General features: G+C 50.8%; 16 protein-coding genes, 3 tRNA genes, 2 rRNA genes, 1 other RNA gene and 1 other annotated feature. Of the genes, 5 read left to right on the forward strand and 17 right to left on the reverse strand.

Annotated elements, in window-relative coordinates; all coding sequences use genetic code 11:
* From EVJ23_RS14590 to tadA, 7 genes are all read right to left on the reverse strand, one after another.
* Positions 1–63, reverse strand: a 16S ribosomal RNA gene (locus EVJ23_RS14590); the annotation flags it as partial.
* 341 nt (positions 64–404) lie between these two features.
* Positions 405–608 carry a YaaL family protein gene (locus tag EVJ23_RS14595; RefSeq protein WP_236633568.1) on the reverse strand — a complete coding sequence of 68 codons (204 nt, stop codon included), beginning with the start codon at positions 606–608 and terminating at the stop codon, positions 405–407.
* Positions 609–625: 17 nt separating this feature from the next.
* Positions 626–1,225, reverse strand: coding sequence for a recombination mediator RecR (gene recR / locus EVJ23_RS14600; RefSeq protein ID WP_070329500.1), 600 nt, complete (start codon positions 1,223–1,225; stop codon positions 626–628).
* Positions 1,226–1,247: 22 nt separating this feature from the next.
* Positions 1,248–1,565: a YbaB/EbfC family nucleoid-associated protein gene (locus tag EVJ23_RS14605; protein ID WP_035386845.1), complete on the reverse strand. Its 318-nt coding sequence runs from the start codon at positions 1,563–1,565 to the stop codon at positions 1,248–1,250.
* Between the two features lie 15 nt (positions 1,566–1,580).
* Positions 1,581–3,257 carry a DNA polymerase III subunit gamma/tau gene (dnaX, locus tag EVJ23_RS14610; protein ID WP_070329501.1) on the reverse strand — a complete coding sequence of 559 codons (1,677 nt, stop codon included), beginning with the start codon at positions 3,255–3,257 and terminating at the stop codon, positions 1,581–1,583.
* A gap of 94 nt (positions 3,258–3,351) precedes the next feature.
* Positions 3,352–3,620: signal recognition particle sRNA large type (gene ffs / locus EVJ23_RS14615), an RNA gene on the reverse strand.
* Positions 3,621–3,673: 53 nt separating this feature from the next.
* Positions 3,674–4,174, reverse strand: a complete 501-nt coding sequence (gene tadA / locus EVJ23_RS14620) for a tRNA adenosine(34) deaminase TadA (RefSeq protein WP_016510583.1) — start codon at positions 4,172–4,174, stop codon at positions 3,674–3,676.
* A 121-nt stretch (positions 4,175–4,295) separates the two neighbouring features.
* Between tadA and EVJ23_RS14625 the strand changes: the two genes are divergently transcribed.
* Both EVJ23_RS14625 and EVJ23_RS14630 read left to right on the forward strand, forming a co-directional pair.
* Complete coding sequence (locus EVJ23_RS14625) at positions 4,296–4,931, forward strand: deoxynucleoside kinase (RefSeq protein WP_070329502.1); 636 nt, start codon at positions 4,296–4,298, stop codon at positions 4,929–4,931.
* The gene (locus EVJ23_RS14630; protein WP_131441747.1) at positions 4,928–5,599 is read left to right on the forward strand and encodes a deoxynucleoside kinase; all 672 of its coding nucleotides are present in this window, start codon (positions 4,928–4,930) and stop codon (positions 5,597–5,599) included. Before EVJ23_RS14625 ends, EVJ23_RS14630 begins: the two co-directional genes overlap by 4 nt.
* A gap of 40 nt (positions 5,600–5,639) precedes the next feature.
* Here the strand turns inward: EVJ23_RS14630 and EVJ23_RS14635 are convergent, their stop codons facing one another.
* The 8 genes from EVJ23_RS14635 to pdxS all read right to left on the reverse strand — a co-directional run bounded on the left by EVJ23_RS14635 (position 5,640) and on the right by pdxS (position 11,645).
* Positions 5,640–6,638, reverse strand: coding sequence for a hypothetical protein (locus EVJ23_RS14635; protein ID WP_131466536.1), 999 nt, complete (start codon positions 6,636–6,638; stop codon positions 5,640–5,642).
* Between the two features lie 171 nt (positions 6,639–6,809).
* Positions 6,810–6,899 (reverse strand) — tRNA-Ser (locus EVJ23_RS14640).
* Between the two features lie 30 nt (positions 6,900–6,929).
* Positions 6,930–7,020 (reverse strand) — tRNA-Ser (locus EVJ23_RS14645).
* Positions 7,021–7,055: 35 nt separating this feature from the next.
* Positions 7,056–7,146: transfer RNA gene (locus tag EVJ23_RS14650), tRNA-Ser, on the reverse strand.
* A gap of 146 nt (positions 7,147–7,292) precedes the next feature.
* Positions 7,293–8,576, reverse strand: a complete 1,284-nt coding sequence (gene serS / locus EVJ23_RS14655; protein ID WP_131466538.1) for a serine--tRNA ligase — start codon at positions 8,574–8,576, stop codon at positions 7,293–7,295.
* Between the two features lie 52 nt (positions 8,577–8,628).
* Positions 8,629–8,836: a binding site (T-box leader), on the reverse strand.
* Between the two features lie 18 nt (positions 8,837–8,854).
* Positions 8,855–10,036 carry a D-alanyl-D-alanine carboxypeptidase family protein gene (locus EVJ23_RS14660; RefSeq protein WP_131466540.1) on the reverse strand — a complete coding sequence of 394 codons (1,182 nt, stop codon included), beginning with the start codon at positions 10,034–10,036 and terminating at the stop codon, positions 8,855–8,857.
* A gap of 138 nt (positions 10,037–10,174) precedes the next feature.
* Entirely contained in the window at positions 10,175–10,753 is a 579-nt protein-coding gene (gene pdxT, locus EVJ23_RS14665; RefSeq protein ID WP_131444245.1) for a pyridoxal 5'-phosphate synthase glutaminase subunit PdxT, read from the reverse strand.
* 1 nt (position 10,754) lies between these two features.
* Positions 10,755–11,645, reverse strand: coding sequence for a pyridoxal 5'-phosphate synthase lyase subunit PdxS (gene pdxS, locus EVJ23_RS14670; RefSeq protein ID WP_070329506.1), 891 nt, complete (start codon positions 11,643–11,645; stop codon positions 10,755–10,757).
* A gap of 287 nt (positions 11,646–11,932) precedes the next feature.
* Here pdxS and pdxR point away from each other — a divergent pair, with 287 nt between their 5' ends.
* The 3 genes from pdxR to EVJ23_RS14685 all read left to right on the forward strand — a co-directional run bounded on the left by pdxR (position 11,933) and on the right by EVJ23_RS14685 (position 17,564).
* The gene (gene pdxR, locus EVJ23_RS14675; protein WP_131466542.1) at positions 11,933–13,351 is read left to right on the forward strand and encodes a MocR-like pyridoxine biosynthesis transcription factor PdxR; all 1,419 of its coding nucleotides are present in this window, start codon (positions 11,933–11,935) and stop codon (positions 13,349–13,351) included.
* 4 nt (positions 13,352–13,355) lie between these two features.
* The gene (locus EVJ23_RS14680) at positions 13,356–13,982 is read left to right on the forward strand and encodes a class A sortase (RefSeq protein WP_236641240.1); all 627 of its coding nucleotides are present in this window, start codon (positions 13,356–13,358) and stop codon (positions 13,980–13,982) included.
* 150 nt (positions 13,983–14,132) lie between these two features.
* Positions 14,133–17,564 carry an alpha-amylase family glycosyl hydrolase gene (locus EVJ23_RS14685; RefSeq protein ID WP_131466546.1) on the forward strand — a complete coding sequence of 1,144 codons (3,432 nt, stop codon included), beginning with the start codon at positions 14,133–14,135 and terminating at the stop codon, positions 17,562–17,564.
* 46 nt (positions 17,565–17,610) lie between these two features.
* Here EVJ23_RS14685 and guaB read toward each other — a convergent pair whose 3' ends face one another.
* Positions 17,611–19,074: an IMP dehydrogenase gene (guaB, locus tag EVJ23_RS14690; protein WP_071398621.1), complete on the reverse strand. Its 1,464-nt coding sequence runs from the start codon at positions 19,072–19,074 to the stop codon at positions 17,611–17,613.
* A 251-nt stretch (positions 19,075–19,325) separates the two neighbouring features.
* Positions 19,326–19,441: ribosomal RNA gene (rrf, locus tag EVJ23_RS14695) — 5S ribosomal RNA — on the reverse strand.
* Between the last annotated feature and the right edge of the window lie 19 nt (positions 19,442–19,460).

The raw sequence follows: 19,460 nt of genomic DNA on the forward strand, positions 1-19,460 counted from the left end.
GACTTGCATGTATTAGGCACGCCGCCAGCGTTCGTCCTGAGCCAGGATCAAACTCTCCAAAGAATTTGATATAGCTCTTGAAAATGACGAAGCTTGCGCTTCAATCAAAACTTGTAAAACTTTTTTTGCCTCATCGTTCAGTTTTCAAAGTTCGTCTGTCACACTTTGGCGACTTAGATATCTTAACAAGTTTCAACCAAATGGTCAATAACTTTTTTAAGATTATTTTTTCATTCGCTCTCGGCGACGTCTATTAATATATCAATAAAACTTTAACTACGCAATAGCTTTATTAAAAAAACTTTAAAAACTAGAAACATTCTTTGTTTTTTTATAGTCTGCGACGTTTCCCTCCCCAGTTCCTTCATTATATAGAGAAAAAAAGACGAGACTTTCGCCTCGTCTCAAGTTCGTAAATTAGAAAGGGACACTTGTCGTCGCTTTGCTTCTTTTAGATAAAAAAAGTATAGTGCTTCAGCCTGCTTCACTTGGGCAGCCAGTTCACCAGTGTCTTCAACACTCACTTCAAGCATGTGGCGCTTCGTTTCGTACTTCGCCTTCGCATCTAACAGTTCTCTTAGGAACCGTTGATCATAACTATCCCGCAAAGGTTTGCGAAACCACCTCATAGTTCTCGGCGACCTTCCATCGCCCGGGAGAGGGTTACTTCATCCGCATACTCTAAATCGCCCCCGACAGGAAGTCCGTGCGCCAGACGCGTCACTTTAATCCCGGTCGGTTTGAGCAATCTCGATAGATACATCGACGTAGCTTCCCCTTCAATGTTCGGGTTGGTCGCCAAAATCACTTCACTGACCGCTTCGTTCTCTTGCAGACGCGTCAGCAAACTCGATACGTTAATATCTTCAGGTCCAATCCCTTCCATCGGGCTAATCGCCCCATGTAACACATGATACTTCCCTCGATATTCCCGCATCTTCTCCATTGCAATAACGTCTCGTGAATCTTGCACGACACAGATGATCGTTTCATCTCGGTGCGAATCTTTACAGATCGCACACGGATCGACGTCCGTAATATGTCCGCACACTGTACAGTATTTAATATCACGCTTCGCACTGACAAGCGCCTTGGCGAACGTCAATACATCGTCCTCTTCCATATCTAATACATGGAACGCTAGCCGGATGGCAGTTTTCGGACCAATTCCTGGCAACTTTGTAAAGCTTTCAATCAAGCGTCCGATTGCTTCAGGGTATTGCAACTCGCATCTTTCCTTTCTTCACTTAAAAACCTGGAAGGTTCATCCCTTGCGTAAAACGTCCCATCTTATCGTTGACGAGTTGGTCGGCTTGTTTCATGGCGTCATTGACAGCCGCTAAAACAAGGTCTTGCAACATATCGACGTCATCTGGGTCGACCGCTTCTTCCGCGATGATGATATCCATTACTTCTTTATGGCCACTGACGATCACTTTGACCATCCCGCCTCCGGCTGTGCCTTCAACCGTCAAGTCCTTTAATTCTTCTTGCGCTTTCGCCATATCTTTTTGCATTTTCTGCATCTGTTTCATCATGTTGTTCATGTTTCCCATTCCACGCATATCGAGCGCCTCCTTTTAAACTTCTTCGATTTCAACGACATCTCCAAATCGTTCGACAGCTTGAACAATGAGCGGGTCTTCTTCGACCTTCTCTTCTTCTTTATGGTCTGAACGTTCGGATTGTTTACGAAGGATGAATTCGTTTTTTAACTCGACCCAATCGCTCTCGAGCACGGCCATGATTTCTCGACGAATCCCCGTCACTTCGAACAACGCTTGCTCGATCACATCGCGGGTCCGGCCGTTTGAACTGACCTGCTCGTAGTGCCATGTCATCCCATCTTTAAATTGTACCAGTAAGGTGTCACTTGCACAAAGAACAGCTTCACTCTCATAGAACAGCGCGAAAATCGGGCCGTCCACCGTGCGGATGTTGACCATAATGTCTTCCCAACTATCACGGATTGCATTCAAATGCTGCCGCTCAGCCCGTTGCAACAACTGGCGGATCCGCTCTTTCGGAACACGAACTTGCGTCCGCTTCATCACTTTCGGCTTCTCGGCAGCGGCCTCTGTGACCGCTACCCCATTTTTCTTCACTTCATTCAACTCACGACTCAATTCACGTACTTGGTCTTGAAGTTGCTTCATTTGCTCGGTCATCGTTCGTCCTTGTTCAGCGATGCGAATGAACGTCAGCTCGACCAACACTTTCGGATGGTTGGATAAGCGCATTTGTTGCTGACACTCATTCAATTCTTCGATCACTTGAAACAGCTCGTCCGTCGAGGTCGTTTCCACGAATTGGCGGAACGTCTCGTTCGGACGGGCTCGCTCTAGTAAGTCTATCGCTTGTGGAGATGCTTTTAATAGAAGGGCATCACGGTGCACGAACACGAGATCTTCGATAAACCGTTTCAAGTCCTTCCCTTCACGCAACATCGTCTCAAGCGTCTTCAGAATTTGATCGAGTTGTCTCTGTTGCAATCCATAGGCCATATCAAGGAGAGCGTCATCCGTAACCGCACCCGTCACTTCGAGCACTGCCTCTTCCGTCAAACGGCCGTCACTGAACGCAAGCGCTTGGTCAAGCAGGCTCAATGCATCACGCATCCCACCGTCAGCGGCACGGGCAATCAGTTTAAGCGCTTCTGGATCATAGTCATAATCTTGGTCGTTCAAAATGTAAGCCATTCGTGTCTGGAGTTGACCGACTTCATGCCGCTTCACATCGAAACGTTGGCAACGTGAGATGATGGTCGCCGGAATCTTATGGGGCTCCGTCGTCGCTAAAATGAAGATCGCATGGGGTGGGGGTTCTTCCAACGTTTTCAATAGTGCATTGAACGCCCCTGTCGAAAGCATATGCACTTCATCGATAATGTACACTTTATAACGCGCTTGCGAAGGCGGATACTTGACCTTGTCTCGAATTTCGCGGATCTCATCGACCCCGTTGTTTGAAGCGGCATCGATTTCGAATACATCCGGGCTCGTCCCTTCCGTAATCGCCACACAGGTCGGGCACGTATTACACGGTTCCCTCGTCGGCGCCGTTTCGCAGTTAATTGCCTTCGCGATAATCTTCGCGAGGCTCGTCTTCCCCGTACCTCGCGGACCAGAGAATAAATAAGCGTGTGACATCCGTTCTTCGAGTAACGCATTTTGAATCGTGCGTGTGATGTGTATTTGACCGACTACCTCTTGGAATGACTGCGGACGATAGACCCGATACAATGCTTGATACGCCATGTCCCCGCCTCCTTTCATCGTTTCATCTTTTATTTCATCATACAAAAAAATCTACAACCCTGGGGCCGTAGATTAAAGTTATTAAATAAATCTGCCGCGCACCGATTTCTGAAAGCACGTCAATGTGCGTTACTCATGCAGTTTGCTCGGCCCAAGCACCCCTGCGGCACACGGTACGTCACCACTTAAGGCTGCTTCCTTCCGGACCTGACCTGGTTCATGGGTGACCGTTGCGCAGGACTCAGACGTCAACGCCACTTACACGAGGACGGGCCACACCAATGCACTCCCTCGAATCGGAATTCAGTCTCGCTATAGCGGATTGCGAGTTACAGGGCACCGCTACCTCCCCGCCTAGCACGGCAAATGGGTAAATGAAGTTAAGCACTTCTTCGAGTGCTATTACATTATACTGTTTAATCAGATGCGTTGCAACCTCTCTGTTCAAGCCGAGCCTGCTTCTTCCGTTCTCGAAGGCCGCGAAAGAAGGTTGTTAGTAGCTCTCCACATTCTTCTGCTAAAACGTTTTCGGTCACTTCAGCTTGATGATTGAACCGATCGTCTTGAAGAAGGTTCATGAGTGTCCCGCAACATCCGCCTTTGGGATCGCGGGCACCAAACACGACACGCTTCACGCGCGAGAGGATGATCGCACCCGCGCACATCGGACAAGGCTCTAACGTCACGAACAGTTCACAGTCTTCAAGCCGCCAGTTACCGAGTACCGTATTCGCTGATTCAATCGCAATCATCTCGGCATGCGCCGCCGCCAATAAATCCGTTTCACGCCGGTTATAGCCGGTCGCGATCACGTCTTCTCCTTTAACGATGACACAACCGATCGGGACTTCCCCGATTGCTTCCGCCTTCTTTGCTTCGGCGATGGCGAGCCTCATAAATCGTTCATCTCGTTCCATATTAACACCCCGTTTCTTGTCACATAGTATGAAAAAAAATGAAAATCATTTCGCTCGCCCTATCTTCTTCATTGTGTGCTAGAATGGAACTTGCACTTTGGATAATGGAGGATGACATCATATGTTTATAACGGTAGAGGGACCGATTGGTGTCGGGAAAACGTCACTGGCCCATATCATCAGTCAGCACTTTTCAATGCAGATGCTGAATGAAATTGTAGAAGAAAACCCATTTCTCGGCAAGTTTTATGAAGATATCGAAGAATGGAGTTTCCAAACGGAAATGTTCTTCTTATGCAATCGATTCAAGCAATTAGACGATATCCACAAACACCACTTGAGCCAACAGCAATCCGTCGTTTCAGACTATCATATTTTCAAGAACTTGATTTTTGCCCACCGTTCGCTGAGACCAGCCCACTTGAACAAGTATGAGCAAATCTATAAGATTTTGACACATGATATGCCGAAACCCGATGTCGTCATCTACTTGCACGCCAGTATCGAGACGCTTATGAAACGCGTAGCGTTGCGTGGACGTGAAGTAGAAGAGAACATGTCTCGCGACTACCTCGAACAACTCGCCCGGGATTACGAAACGTTTGTCGAATCGTACCGTGCGACTCACCCCGAAGTGACGATTCTTTCGTTCAGCGGAGACGAACTTGATTTTGTCCAAAACCCGGACGATTTGACGCACGTTCTCACGACGATTGAACGCGAACTAGAATTGACTAAAGGAGCCCAACTAAAATGACCCTGAATGAAAAATATAACATTCCGAATGACACGATCATTACGATCGGTGGAATGGTCGGAATCGGTAAATCGACAATCACGAACTCGCTTGCCGACGCCCTCAATTTCCGCACTTCTCTCGAGAAAGTGGACACGAACCCATACCTCGATAAATTCTATCATGATTTTGAGCGTTGGAGCTTCCATCTTCAAATCTACTTCTTGGCAGAGCGGTTCAAAGAACAGAAGAAAATCTTCCAATACGGCGGCGGCTTCATTCAAGACCGTTCGATTTATGAAGATACAGGCATCTTCGCGAAGATGCACTATGAAAAAGGCACGATGTCGCCGACAGATTACGAGACGTACTCAAGCCTGTTCGAAGCAATGGTGCTCACGCCGTTCTTCCCACACCCTGATCTACTGATCTATCTCGAAGGCTCATTCGACCAAGTGCTCGACCGCATTCAACTGCGTGGCCGTGAGATGGAACAACAAACACCGATCGCGTATTGGGAAGAAATGTACGCCCGCTACACGGAATGGATCAACAACTTCAACTTGTGCCCGGTACTTCGTCTATCAATTGAAGAATATGACTTGATTAACGATCCGGATTCAGTTGAACTCATTCTTGAAAAAATCGGGAAACAATTGACAGTCGCTCGTGAAGCAAAAGTAAGATAAAAAGATGATGCCCCGCTCAAAAGCGAGGCATCATCTTTTTTTACGGCTGGGCAATCGGGCGTTTTCGATGTGTCGGTGTTTTCCAAGCCTTCCGGTACCCGTCAATCGTATCAAACACAGCCGCCAGAATCGTGATGGCCACGACCAATCCGAACACCCACCCGAACGAGAACACGTCGTTCGGGACATTTAGTTCGACCCAGTCGATAAAGCGCGGGTCGAACAAGCGCGACGAACCCGCCATCCAAATGATAAAGGCGGCTGAGGCCACGTTATAGATCAAATTGAACGAGGCGAGTGCATACGTCCAACGTCCTTTCACCCATTTCCAAACACCGAGGACAACTTGAAGCAAAATGACGGCTAAGAACAACCAGACCACTTCAAACAAGAACGATTGATTAAAAATCGGAACAATCATCGAAAAACCTTCCCCTGTCGACTCATAAATCCCGAGAAACCGCTCGGCGTTCAAATACACCCCGAACCAAACCGCCGTAAAGAACAATCCGAATCCGGCATCCAATTTACTAATCCGTCCTCCGCGGTCCCGATCACGCAATGTGGACACATTCCAACTCATGTCAGGGGCGATCGCATCGCTCGGCGCGTAACGCTCAATCAAAAAGAAGACGAGCGTGATCCAAAAAACGAGTTGAATCCCAACGTCCCATAACGTGTCGAACAAATTCGTGAGAAAGATTCCGATTGTCGGCATGGCCGGTCCCGAGAATGTCGGGATGCTCGCCATGAGCAAACCGAAGAAGACTACAGCCATCACGATCGGGACGACGAGCTTGACCACATTGACATACATCGGGAAAAACTTAGGTCCAATCAAATACTGGCCGTCTTTATAACGCGCAGCAACGATGGCCGGATGTCCCATCTGTTCGAGCACGCGCTTCACTTCCGTCTCGGTCGGCTGATCCGGCAGCTTCGCTTCGATATCCTCCCTAATAGCAACGGCAGCTTCGTCTCTCCGCTTCGGCGGGACATGCCTGACCACTTCATCGACATACGCTTCAATCCAGTCCATGACGCTCCTCTCCTTCCTAACGCGCCACCAGTCTCTACCTTATTAAGATTCCCGATTCAAGCCGAGATTAGCCGCTTTTCGCTGTTTCGCCACAAACAAAAAAAGCCGCAGACCGTAGTCTACGACAAAAAAAAAAAAAAAACGCATCTGCCTGTGCAGACGCCTAAAAAGCGGAGTTGGTGGGATTCGAACCCACGCGAGCCTTACGACTCCTAACGGATTTCGAGTCCGTCCCCTTCAGCCGGGCTTGGGTACAACTCCAAGCTGAAAAAAGTGTAAAAAAAAAGAAAGTGGAAGAGGTGGTGGGATTCGAACCCACGCGGGCTGTTACACCCCTGACGGTTTTCAAGACCGTTCCCTTAAACCACTTGGGTACACCTCCACGATGTATGCAATTGTTGAGCCTCTAAATAAAAATGGAAGAGGTGGTGGGATTCGAACCCACGCGGGCTGTTACACCCCTGACGGTTTTCAAGACCGTTCCCTTAAACCACTTGGGTACACCTCCACGGCTCGTATGCAGTTGACGAACAAACATCTCGCTCGACATGATTTATAGTACCAACTCAGCAAGCAGATGTCAAACCCTTTTGTAAAAAAACATTTAAAAAAAAGCCTATCCGGAATGATACGTTCGGATAGGCCATTCCTCGTTTAACGGGGAAGTTCAATTTTTTCAATTCCGCCCATGTATGGACGCAGCGCTTCTGGGATGACGACCGATCCATCGGCTTGTTGGAAGTTCTCTAAAATGGCGGCGACGGTCCGACCGACGGCAAGCCCTGAACCGTTGAGTGTATGCACGAACTCCGGTTTGGCATTCACATCACGACGGAAGCGGATCCCGGCACGACGCGCTTGGAAGTCCTCGAAGTTTGAGCAAGATGAGATCTCGCGGTATACACCTTGAGCCGGCATCCATACTTCAATATCGTACTTCTTCGCTGCCGTGAACCCGAGGTCGGCTGTACACATGCTGAGTACTTGATATGGAAGACCGAGGCGTTTCAACACTTCTTCCGCGTGCCCTGTCAACAACTCGAGTTGTTCATAAGACTCTTCCGGTTTGACGAAGCGGACGAGCTCGACTTTGTTGAACTGGTGCTGACGGATGAGACCACGTGTGTCACGACCGGCAGATCCCGCTTCTGAACGGAAGCAAGCGCTGTAAGCTGTATACGTGATCGGCAAATTCGCCTCAGCAATAATCTCATCGCGGTGCATGTTCGTCACCGGTACTTCCGCTGTCGGGACGAGGAAGTAATTCGTATCGGCCACTTTGAACGCATCTTCTTCAAATTTAGGTAACTGACCCGTCCCTGTCATCGCGTCACGGTTCACCATGTACGGCGGGAGCACTTCAGAATAGCCATGCTCATCGGCATGCATATCCATCATGAAGTTGATCAACGCCCGTTCTAAACGAGCACCTAACCCTTTATAGAAGACGAAACGGCTTCCTGTCACTTTACCGGCACGTTCGACGTCGACAATTTTCAAATCTTCCATCACGTCCCAATGCTGTTTTATGTCAAAATCGAACTCGGGCTTCGTTCCGACTTCGCGGATCGTGACGTTGTCGTCTTCTGTTTCACCAATCGGCGTTGATTCATGCGGGATGTTCGGGATACTGAGGAGAATCATGTTCAACTCGGCTTCCACTTCGCGTAATTCCTCGTCGAGCAACTTGATCTCATCACCAAGTCGGCGTGTTTCAAGGATCGGTGCTTCCGCGTCTTGCTTGTTGCGCTTGAGCTCAGCGATTTGTTTCGTCGCTTCATTTCGTTTTGCTTTCTTCACATCGACCTCGTTGATGAGGTCCCGGCGTTTCTCTTCTAACTCCGGGAAACGGTCGAGCGCACTCAAGTCTTCACCGCGTTGGGCGAGCTTGGTTTTAATCCCTTCAAAATCTTGACGTAATCGTTTGATGTCTAACATAACTAGTTCCTCCTTTTTTGCATAAAAAAGGTGGCACGCCCCTTTCCCGTAGGAAAGGGACGAACCACCTTGGATCCGCGTTGCCACCCTCGTTGCCTAAAACTAGGCCACTCGATGCACGTAACGTGTGCGTGACGTGACTTGTTTCCAAGTCAATGCTCCGAGGCCGATTCAGTTACGTCGTCCCACTAGTTTGCACCAACCACTAGCTCTCTGTAAGTAGATGACTGTAACATACTTTTCCTCATCGTTGCATCTGTCATTGAATTAATCTTACTTTACAACATCTCGACTCTATCGACAAGACTCAGTTTTCCTAGGACGAGTCGAACCTCCTCTAAAAAGTCTGCGAAGGCCCGGCTCATCCGAGTCAAAAATGAAGCGGTCTCGACTGATTCGGCAGTCACAAGTGTTCCTGTCGGCGGACTCTCGCCGTCAAGATAGCGGACGCTCTCTGAAGGTTCAATCGTGACCGTCCCGACTTGTTGATCGACTGCGACCGGTGCTTTCGTGTCCGGAAGGTCATAGACTGGTTCAGGGACGGCTTGTCCTTTCTCGACGAGCACTTCGAACGCCGCTGTCGTCCGCGCAGCTACCGTTTCAACTTCTCCCTCGGCGACGAATACATTCTCCGGCACGATTTCTCCGGTCCGTAAAATCGGTGTCATGACAAAGTCGCGATAAGCGAACTCATGAAGTGCTTTCGTCGCCTCATAGCGCCCGTTGTCCGTCTCGGCCCCAAGGACGACGGAGAGCACGGTCCGACCATCTCGTGTCGATACGCCGATGAAGCAATAACCGGCGTCATCCGTCGTGCCCGTCTTAAAACCGAGCATCCCTGGATACGCCAAATCGCGGCCTGAAAGCATCCGATTCGTCGCTTCGAATCTGACGCCGTCAATGTCGACATACGCTCGCTTCGTCACGTCGAGCACATCCGGAAATTTCGTCAAGTAGGCGAGCGCGAGCCTCATCAAATCATTCGCCGACGTCAAGTTTTCTCCTGGACGACCTGCTGATACAGAATCTAGTCCCGAGACGTTCGCGAACGTCGTCTGGGTCATGCCGAGCTCGGTTGCCCGCTCGTTCATCTGTTGAACGAACGCTTCTTCCGACCCCGCCACCGCCTCGGACAGTGTCACCGCGGCCTCGTTCGCCGAGCGGATGAGCGCCACGTCATATAGTTCCTTGACTGTATACGGTTTATTGACGAGCGGGATGCGGGCGAGCCCTGGTTTACGCGTCAAGGCCAATGCCGCTTCACTCGGCGTCACTTCTTCGTTCCAACTCAGTTCTCCTGACTCGACTGCCTCCCGAACGAGAAAAGTGGTCATCAGCTTTGTGATCGACGCCGGTGGGAGCATCGCATCTTCATCTTTCGAAAAAAGAACCTGCCCGGTCGTCATATCGACGAGCATCGCACCGCTCGCTTCGACTTTAGGCGCTGCTGAAGCGTTCATCGGAAAAACAATAGTTATAAGGACAGCGCATATGAGCACCGATACAATCCATTTATCTTTCACAGTCTTGCCCCTTTCTGTACGTGTCTCGTTACAGTGTAGCAGAAAAAGACCCCCTAGTTACAGGGAGTCTTCGACTCATGCGAGTTGATGCTTCGTCGCCTTGACGATTTCTAAGAAGTAGCGGTGCATCGACAAGTCATCCGTCAGTTCTGGATGGAACGAACAGGCAACGTATTTGTCGTAGCGTACTGCAACGATCGCTTCTTCGACCTCGGCGAGGACTTCGACGTTAGCGTCAACCGCTGCTACTTGCGGGGCCCGGATGAAGACTGCTTCAACCGCGTCATCGATTCCTTTGACCGGTAAATCGACCTCGAAACTGTCGACTTGACGTCCGAACGCGTTGCGCTTGACGGTCATCGGGATTTTGCGAAGGTGGGCATCATACCCTTCCACTTCGGTCGCGAGTAAAATCAGTCCGGCACATGTGCCGAACATCGGCAACGATGTGTTCGCACGAAGCGGTTCGAGCAGGTCATAGCGGTCGAGCAGACGACGCATCGCCGTGCTCTCTCCGCCTGGCAAGACGAGTCCGTCGATGCGGTCCAAGTCATCGACCGAACGGACGACGAGCGTATCTGCACCGAGCGCCTCGAGCATGCGGACGTGTTCACGAATCGCACCTTGCATTCCGAGTACACCGATCGTCGTCATCTTACCAACCTCGCGGCGCCATGAGCTCTTCTGGTTTGAGCGTGCGGACGTCGAGTCCTTTCATCGCTTCGCCAAGACCTTTTGACAAGTGAGCGATTCGCTCGTAGTCGTCATGGTATGTCGTCGCTTCAACGATGGCACGGGCAAATTTCTCTGGGTTCTCTGCTTTAAAGATACCTGATCCGACGAAGACGCCGTCCGCACCGAGGTGCATCATGAGTGCCGCGTCTGCCGGCGTCGCGATACCACCTGCTGCGAAGTTGACGACCGGAAGACGGCCCGCTTCACGAATTTGCATGAGCACTTCGAACGGGGCACCAAGGTCGCGCGCTTCTGTCATCACTTCATCGATGCTCATTGAAAGCAAGCGTTTCACTTGTGCTTGGACGGTACGCATGTGACGAACCGCTTCGACGATGTTTCCTGTCCCTGGCTCACCTTTTGTCCGGATCATCGCTGCACCTTCACCGATGCGGCGTGAAGCTTCTCCGAGGTCACGCGCTCCGCAGACGAACGGCGCATTGTAATCACGCTTGTAAAGATGGAACTCTTCATCGGCCGGTGTCAACACTTCGCTCTCATCGATGAAATCGACCCCCATCGATTCAAGGACACGGGCTTCGGCGATATGTCCGATGCGGCATTTCGCCATGACCGGTACAGATACCGCTCCCATGACATCTTCGATGATTGTCGGGTCTGCCATCCGGGCGACGCCACCCATTTTACGAATGTCTGATGGTACGCGCTCGAGCGCCATGACTGCCACGGCTCCTGCTGCTTCAGCAATCTTCGCCTGTTCAGCGTTGATGACGTCCATGATGACGCCACCTTTTTGCATTTCGGCCATTCCACGTTTGACTTTATCTGTCCCTACTTGTCTCTTTTCCATATAAATCGCCTCCATTAAGCTAGTCTACTTGCAAGTATAGATTGATTTGACTATATTGAAAGTGCCAGTTTTATATTTTTTAAAGTGGTCAGTTCTAGGAGAAGGGTTCATGCTCGTTTCCTCGAATCTTATTACGTATAAGGGAGGAATGTTTTATGGACCAATGGAACCCGCGAGATCAAGCGGAAAACCGTTCCTTTTACGGGAAGCCTGGACTGATTTCGTTCATTCTCGTCATCGGATTCGTGCTCTATGTTTTCTTCGGCTGACAGAAGAAAGGACAACTTATGGATATGCTCACATTCTCGCTCGAGCCCGAATCGAGCACCCCGCTTTATGAACAGCTCTATTTACACATCCGGCAAGCGATCGTCGACGATACGCTCATGACCGGGACGAAACTGCCGTCAAAACGGAAGCTCGGCCAATTTTTGGACGTCTCGCAAACGACGGTCGAGCTCGCTTACGCCCAGCTGCTTGCTGAAGGATATATCGAGTCGCTGCCACGGAAAGGGTTTTACGTCTTGCCGCAAGAAGAGCTGTACGTCAGGCGTGGCACCAGCACGATCGAACCGCTTCCGACGAAAAAAACATACACGTTCGACTTATACCCGAGTCAGATCGATACGACCGCATTCCCGTTCGAACGTTGGCGCCGTCACTTGAAACAAGTCGTCGCCGAGGAGAATCATGAACTGCTCGCACTCGGGTCGGTGCAAGGCGATCTCGTGCTCCGCCAAGAAATCGCCACGTACTTGTATCACTCCCGTGGCGTTCATTGTTCGCCCGAGCAGATCATCGTCGGTTCTGGGACCGAGCAATTGTTGCCTCAACTGCTCGACTTGCTCACCGACGCGACGACGTTCGGGATTGAAGACCCGGGCTATCCGCTCACGCGACAGCTGTTCGAACACCAAAATCGAAGCTACGTCCCGCTCCCGGTCGACGACAGCGGGGTCCTTGTCGACCGACTCGAGGCAGAGGCAATCGATGCGGTTTATGTGACCCCGGCCCATCAGTTCCCGACCGGTACGATCCTGTCCGTCAGCCGTCGCCAGCGCCTCCTCAACTGGGCGTCCGAGCGGCAAACGTACATCATTGAAGATGATTACGATAGCGAGTTTCGTTACAGCGGCAAACCGATTCCTTCGTTGCAAAGCATGGATCAAAACGAACGTGTCGTTTATTTGAGCACGTTTTCGAAGTCGCTCATGCCTTCGCTCCGCATCGGTTACATGGTGCTTCCGCCCCCACTGTTAAACCGCTATCGGGAACGGTATCGCCATTTCACCTGCAGTGTGCCGCGTTTCGAGCAACATACGCTAACCGAGTTTATGGCGAGCGGCGATTTCGAGAAACATTTGAACCGGATGCGTAAAACGTACCGCCGCAAACTTGAGACCGTGATCACGGCGTTCAAACCATACGAGCCGCTCGTCACAATCACTGGCGCCAGCGCTGGTCTCCACATCGTCCTCTCGGTCGATACAGCACAAACTAGCGAGCAATTGAAGCAACTCGCTGAACAGTCAGGCATTCGTATCAAGGCGATGGCCGACTATCGTATCAATTCACGCGACACGAGACCGCAACTGCTATTTGGTTTCGCCGCCCTGCCTGAAGCGACGTTACACGCGGCGATTGACCAGTTGATGACCTGTTGGAATATCGGGAAGGGAGGGCCATATGGGAAAACCTCGCGATGAAACAATGATCAGACGCTCACGCTACGTCATCGGCATCGTCTGTTTGTTGATCGGTAGCCTCTTTTTGACCGAGTCATGGTGGAAAGACCGTGTCGCCACCTCGAACAGCAAACGTGTGACTGAAGCGATTCAACTCCAACAGCCGGATCGGGGCGAATTCGACTTCGAAACGGTCGAACCGTTATCGTGGGACGACTTGTTAAACGTGCGCAATCGATTTCATGATTTGCCGACAATCGGCATGATCACGATTCCAGATATCGATTTGGAATTACCAATTTTGTACGGTCTCGACAATGAGAATTTGGCAGTCGGGGCTGGTACGATGCGCGCTTCCCAACAGATGGGGCGTGGGAATTACGCACTAGCCGGTCATTACACCCAAAGTCCGACAGCCTTGTTCGGACCGCTCCATACGATCAAGACGGGAACGATGATTTACGTGACCGATTTGACGAACACGTATCAATACCGGACGGAGGCACTCGAGATCGTTCCCCCGACACGGGTCGACGTGCTTGACGAGACGACAGATGCGACCATTACCTTGATCACGTGCACGTTCGATGCGACGGAACGATTAATCGTCAAGGGAGAGCTCGTGCAGACAACACCTTATATCTCTAACTGACCGTCCTTCCACACGAAGGACGTTTTATTGTTTTTCAAAAAACATATTGTGAGCGCTTACATAATCGGCTAAACTATTTTTGGAACCGTTTGCACAAAATTGACAATCCGTTGCCCTGTAGACGACCTATTTTACGAAAGAGGTGCTCTCATGAAGAAGAACAATACGGCACGACGTACGACGACATTACTCTTATCTTCTGTCCTGCTCATTCAAGCTGGTGTCCCGGTGAACGTCTTGGCCGAACCGACGACGGTGGCAGTCGATGGGAATAAAACCGATTGGACAGACGTCTCGGCGCTGGCGTCATCGGCAGATGTTGGTTGGCAAGGCTTCGATCTCGGCAATCTTTATCTTCAAAATGACAAAACGAACCTGTACTTCTATGTCGATGCGTTCAACGTCCCGAACTGGGGCGACAACGGCCAATACATAAACATCGCCCTCCAAGTGAACGATGAAGATTCTGGCGTCGCCACGAACCCACTCGGTTATCCGTTCAACTTTAATCAAACAGACAAAAAACCACAGTATCACATTTTACTTCGTGTCGATGGGGACAAGTCTGTCAAAGAAGCCGCGCTCTATGAAGCTGGGAAGACGACCCCGCTCGCGAACTTGGCAAACTTGAACGGTGCTTCGTTCGCCCTCGACCGGACGACAGGATTCGAAGGGAAAATCCCGTTGTCGCTGCTCGGTTTAAAAAATGACGACACGGTCCGTGCTCTCACCGTCCTCAGCGGAAATAATGCCGGTGAACACGGTGCGTTCGATACGATTCCGAGCAACGGATCTAACAAACTAGCTGACAGCTGGAACGTCTCGGCCAACCCGTCGACTCAATCTGTGTACAGCCCGGCCTATACGCTCAGCGGCGTCGAGACAGTAACGCAGCTTGAAGTAACGAACGTCGACCCGGCGAATCAGTCTGAAGCTGCCGACGTATCTGCTCCCATCACCTGGACGTTCAATGAACCGGTGACGTTAGACGCCTCAAATGTCAGCTTGATGAGCGGAGAAACGGCCATCCCGTTCACTGCCGAAGCAAACGGTTCGACCGTGACCGTCACGCCGACGAGCAAACTCGGACTCGGTCAGACGTACACGGCCACATTGCCAGCCGGGGCCGTCAAAGGTAATCTATCGACCACGACGCTACCCGCGCTGACGACTTCGTTCAAGACCGTCACGGAGCTGGCCGATCCATGGAAGACGCAGCGGTACATCGAAATGCTGTACGTCCGCGCTGATCAAGACTATACCGATTGGAACTTGTGGACGTGGAGCACCGGTGTCAAAGATGGACAAGTGGATCCCTACAAAATTACGGAAGACGGCGCCATTTTCCGAATTCCAGTCGGGAAAGATGCGACGAACGTCGGATTTGTCATCCGTAAAGGAACCGATTGGGCGGTCAAGGACGCTTACGGTGAAGACCGTTACGTGAAACTCGGAAATGATCGTGTCACGAAAGTCGTCGTCGCGAGCGGCCAAGGCGCCTTCCATCAAGTACCAACCATTCAAGGACCGGTGTTCGAGGACGGGACCGTCACGTTCTTCTATCGGGACAAAGACTTGTACGAGGCAGGACAGCTCGATCAACTCGACCGTGTCGCCTTAAACGTGAATGGCGTGACCTATCCGATGGCGTATGAGGATAAGAACGAATGGTACCGTCATACCGTCCGTCTTCCGGAAGGGACGCATGACTATACGTTCCTCGTCACAAAAGACGGCGTCACGACCGAAGTGACGGATCCCTATTTTGAAGCGTCAACCGTCGAATACCGTCGTCCGGCCGTCAAACTCACGTCTTCGATCGCACCGAAAGCGATCAGTTCGCGGGAGAATGCCGTCGTTCACGTCAAACCGACGCTACCAGAAGGCGTGACGCTTCGTGAACTCTATATCGATGCCCGCCCGCTTGGTGGACCGGCTAAACTTTCAATCGATCCGGCACTCAATAAACAGACGATCGCAGTCAAAGATACGGTCATGCCAGGCAACAAAACGTTGACGATCACGGCCGTGGATCAATATGGCAACGTCCATAAAACGACGGCTTCCGTAAACGTCCGACCGGTCACGATGAAAGACAAGCAAGCGTTTGACTGGGACGAAGCCCGGATCTACTTCATGTTGACGGATCGTTTCCACGATGGCGACAAGACGAACAATAATCCGAACGGTGAATATTATGACCAAGATCATCTCGAGTCGTATCACGGCGGCGATTTCGCCGGGATCACGAAAAAACTCGACTATCTCGACAAGCTCGGGATCAACACGATTTGGATTACCCCGATCGTCGATAATATCGATTGGGATCTCCGCTACGGTAAAGATGGCTCTCAATACGGCTATCACGGTTACTGGGCCAAAAACTTCGAGAAACTTGATGAACATCTCGGAGACATGCAGGCGTTCCATCGCCTGATCGATGCGGCCCACGCACGCGGCATCAAGATCATGGTCGACGTCGTCTTGAACCACCCAGGCTACGGAATGGAACCAGGCGCCGACAGCACAGGGGCGACGAATTTCCCTACGAACAAGGAACGTGATGCCTTTAAAGGCATGATTCGTGACACGCCTGTCGACGGGGACGATTTGAAAATGTCGCTCTCCGGCCTTCCTGACTTTAAGACAGAGGAAGCTGCCGTCCGTGAACAACTCGTCAAATGGCAGACTGACTGGATCAAGCGTTCGAAGACGAAACAAGGGAATACGATCGATTACTTCCGTGTCGATACGGTCAAGCATGTGGATGCGACGACATGGAAATCGTTTAAGAATGAACTGACAGCGCTCAAGCCAGACTTTAAAATGATTGGTGAGCATTACGGGGCGAGTGTGAACAACACAGGCGGCTATCTCCGGAGCGGCCAGATGGATTCGTTGCTTGATTTCGACTTCAAGTACCAAGCGGAAAATTTCATCAACGGGAACATTGATGGGGTCGAGAGCGCTCTTCAATACCGGAACACCCAACTCTCAAACGAAGCGACACTCGGCCAGTTCCTCAGCAGCCACGATGAAGATGGCTTCCTCATCTCTCGTGCTGGCGGCGATGAAGGTAAGCATATGGTCGCAGCCTCGCTCCAAATGACGGCGAAAGGGCAACCGGTCATCTACTATGGAGAAGAGATCGGTCAATCTGGGAAACATGCCTTAGACATGGACAAAGGCGAGTTTAACGAAAACCGTTACGACTTTGACTGGAAACGGGTGAACGGTGAAGGCAAAGACATGCACGCCCACTATCAAAAGTTGCTCAACATTCGGGCGGACTATTCAAAAGTGTTCAGCAAAGGAACACGTTCGGTCGTTGCCGGCGGTTCGAACACCGGTTATTCGATTTTTGAACGGGCTTACGGCAAAGAGTCTATTCTTATTGGATTGAACACGAAAGAGTCGGCTCAAACGGCGACGTTCGAAACAAAGCACAAACAGAACACAGTGCTCGTCGACCGCTATAGCGGACGGACATACGTCGTCAAGCGCGACGGCAAGGTGACCGTGAACCTACCAGCGCAAGATCAAGGCGGTACGGTAATCCTCGTCACGAAGTCTAAAAAATAATCAGCAAAAAGCCGTTGTCCCTTTTCAGGAGACAACGGCTTATTTGTTAACGTGAATAGTTTGGTGCTTCTTTTGTAATGTGCACATCGTGTGGGTGGCTTTCTTGCAGGCCGGCTCCAGTCATTCGAATGAACTGCGTATCTTCTCGCAATGCTCGAATGTCGGCAGCGCCGCAATAGCCCATTCCCGAACGGAGGCCACCAATGAGTTGATACACCGTGTCGGCCAGCTCGCCTCGGTAAGCGACGCGTCCTTCAATGCCTTCTGGGACGAATTTTTTATCCGCTTCTTGGAAGTAACGGTCTTGACTGCCTCGCTTCATCGAAGCTTCCGATCCCATACCACGATACGTCTTAAACTGACGACCTTGATAGATCTCCATCTCGCCTGGGCTCTCTTTTACACCGGCGAGCAGGCTGCCAAGCATAACAGCGCTTGCGCCAGCAGCGATTGCCTTGACGATGTCGCCCGAGTACTTGATTCCACCGTCAGCGATGACCGTGACACCGTGCTCCCGCGCTTCTGTCACGCAGTCATAGACTGCCGTGATTTGAGGGACACCGACTCCGGCAACAACCCGTGTCGTACAAATCGAACCCGGACCGATTCCGACTTTAATGACTGAAGCGCCGGCCTCGATCAAAGCACGTGTCGCTTCTGCCGTCGCCACGTTACCAGCGATGATTGGAAGTGTCGGGAACAAATCACGCAGTTCTTTCACTTTCTCGATGACACCAGCCGAGTGGCCGTGTGCTGTATCGACAACGAGCGCATCCACGCCTGCATCGACAAGGATTTGAGCACGCGAAGCAGCGTCTTTTGTTACCCCGACAGCTGCCGCCACAAGAAGACGCCCTTGTTTGTCTTTCGCAGCGTGAGGGAATTGCTCAACCTTCTCGATATCTTTCGTCGTGATCAAGCCCTTTAAAACGCCGGCATCGTCGACGAGTGGTAACTTCTCGATGCGGTGTTGGTGCAGAATTCGCTCTGCTTCTTCAAGAGAAGTTCCGACTTTTGCAGTGACAAGATTTTCTGTCGTCATGACGTCTTCGATCACAGTCGAGTAGTCTCTGATGAAGCGAAGGTCACGGTTAGTCAAAATACCGATCAATTTCCGTTCTTGTTCAGAATTGACGATGGGGACACCGGAAATGCGGTATTTACTCATTAAATACTCGGCATCGTAAATTTGGCGCTCTGGCGTCAAATAAAATGGATTCGTAATGACTCCGTTCTCCGAACGTTTCACACGGTCGACATGCTCTGCTTGCATTTCCATCGACATGTTTTTGTGGATAACGCCAAGACCACCTTGACGCGCCATGGCGATTGCCATCGGTGCTTCCGTCACTGTGTCCATACCAGCGCTGATGACTGGAATGTTTAACTCAAGCCCTTCACATAGCTTCGTGCTCAGACTTACATCTCTTGGCAAGACATTTGAAAACCGCGGTACGAGTAAGACGTCATCAAACGTTAATCCTTCTTTTGCAAACTTGTTTTCCCACATAAAAATCGATTGCCCCTTTCTCTATCGGACCCGAATCTTTGTTTCGAAATATTTCTGTAATGGTAACAGGTATGGCTCGAAAGTGCAATTCAATTCACGATGTTCAGAAAGTTCAGAATTGTGTTCATTCCTGTTGAATCCTTCTCAAATCATTCGGAAAATGTCCACGTTATCGGAAGGCCAAGTCAATAATAATCGGTTTTAGAAATAGAAAAAGACGACCAAGCATGTGCTTGGTCGTCCTTCATATGGCCTGGCAACGTCCTATCCTCACAGGGGGAGACCCCCAACTACTTTCGGCGCTGAAGCGCTTAACTTCCGTGTTCGGCATGGGAACGGGTGTGGCCGCTTCGCTATCGCCACCAGACAAGGGATTGTTCCCTGAA

It is taken from the genome of Exiguobacterium sp. SH1S1, assembly GCF_004337245.1.
In the GTDB taxonomy this organism is placed as follows: domain Bacteria; phylum Bacillota; class Bacilli; order Exiguobacteriales; family Exiguobacteriaceae; genus Exiguobacterium; species Exiguobacterium aurantiacum_A.

Bases quoted from the DNA above. Each gene is read 5' to 3' on its own strand.
- pdxR (WP_131466542.1), top strand. From the start codon at position 11,933: ATGGATATGCTCACATTCTCGCTCGAGCCCGAATCGAGCACCCCGCTT.
- EVJ23_RS14630 (WP_131441747.1), top strand. From the start codon at position 4,928: ATGACCCTGAATGAAAAATATAACATTCCGAATGACACGATCATTACG.
- pdxT (WP_131444245.1), bottom strand. From the start codon at position 10,753: ATGACGACGATCGGTGTACTCGGAATGCAAGGTGCGATTCGTGAACAC.
- EVJ23_RS14605 (WP_035386845.1), bottom strand. From the start codon at position 1,565: ATGCGTGGAATGGGAAACATGAACAACATGATGAAACAGATGCAGAAA.
- EVJ23_RS14680 (WP_236641240.1), top strand. From the start codon at position 13,356: ATGATCAGACGCTCACGCTACGTCATCGGCATCGTCTGTTTGTTGATC.
- EVJ23_RS14635 (WP_131466536.1), bottom strand. From the start codon at position 6,638: ATGGACTGGATTGAAGCGTATGTCGATGAAGTGGTCAGGCATGTCCCG.
- EVJ23_RS14625 (WP_070329502.1), top strand. From the start codon at position 4,296: ATGTTTATAACGGTAGAGGGACCGATTGGTGTCGGGAAAACGTCACTG.
- tadA (WP_016510583.1), bottom strand. From the start codon at position 4,174: ATGGAACGAGATGAACGATTTATGAGGCTCGCCATCGCCGAAGCAAAG.
- guaB (WP_071398621.1), bottom strand. From the start codon at position 19,074: ATGTGGGAAAACAAGTTTGCAAAAGAAGGATTAACGTTTGATGACGTC.
- serS (WP_131466538.1), bottom strand. From the start codon at position 8,576: ATGTTAGACATCAAACGATTACGTCAAGATTTTGAAGGGATTAAAACC.
- EVJ23_RS14685 (WP_131466546.1), top strand. From the start codon at position 14,133: ATGAAGAAGAACAATACGGCACGACGTACGACGACATTACTCTTATCT.
- EVJ23_RS14660 (WP_131466540.1), bottom strand. From the start codon at position 10,036: ATGAACGCTTCAGCAGCGCCTAAAGTCGAAGCGAGCGGTGCGATGCTC.
- dnaX (WP_070329501.1), bottom strand. From the start codon at position 3,257: ATGGCGTATCAAGCATTGTATCGGGTCTATCGTCCGCAGTCATTCCAA.
- pdxS (WP_070329506.1), bottom strand. From the start codon at position 11,645: ATGGAAAAGAGACAAGTAGGGACAGATAAAGTCAAACGTGGAATGGCC.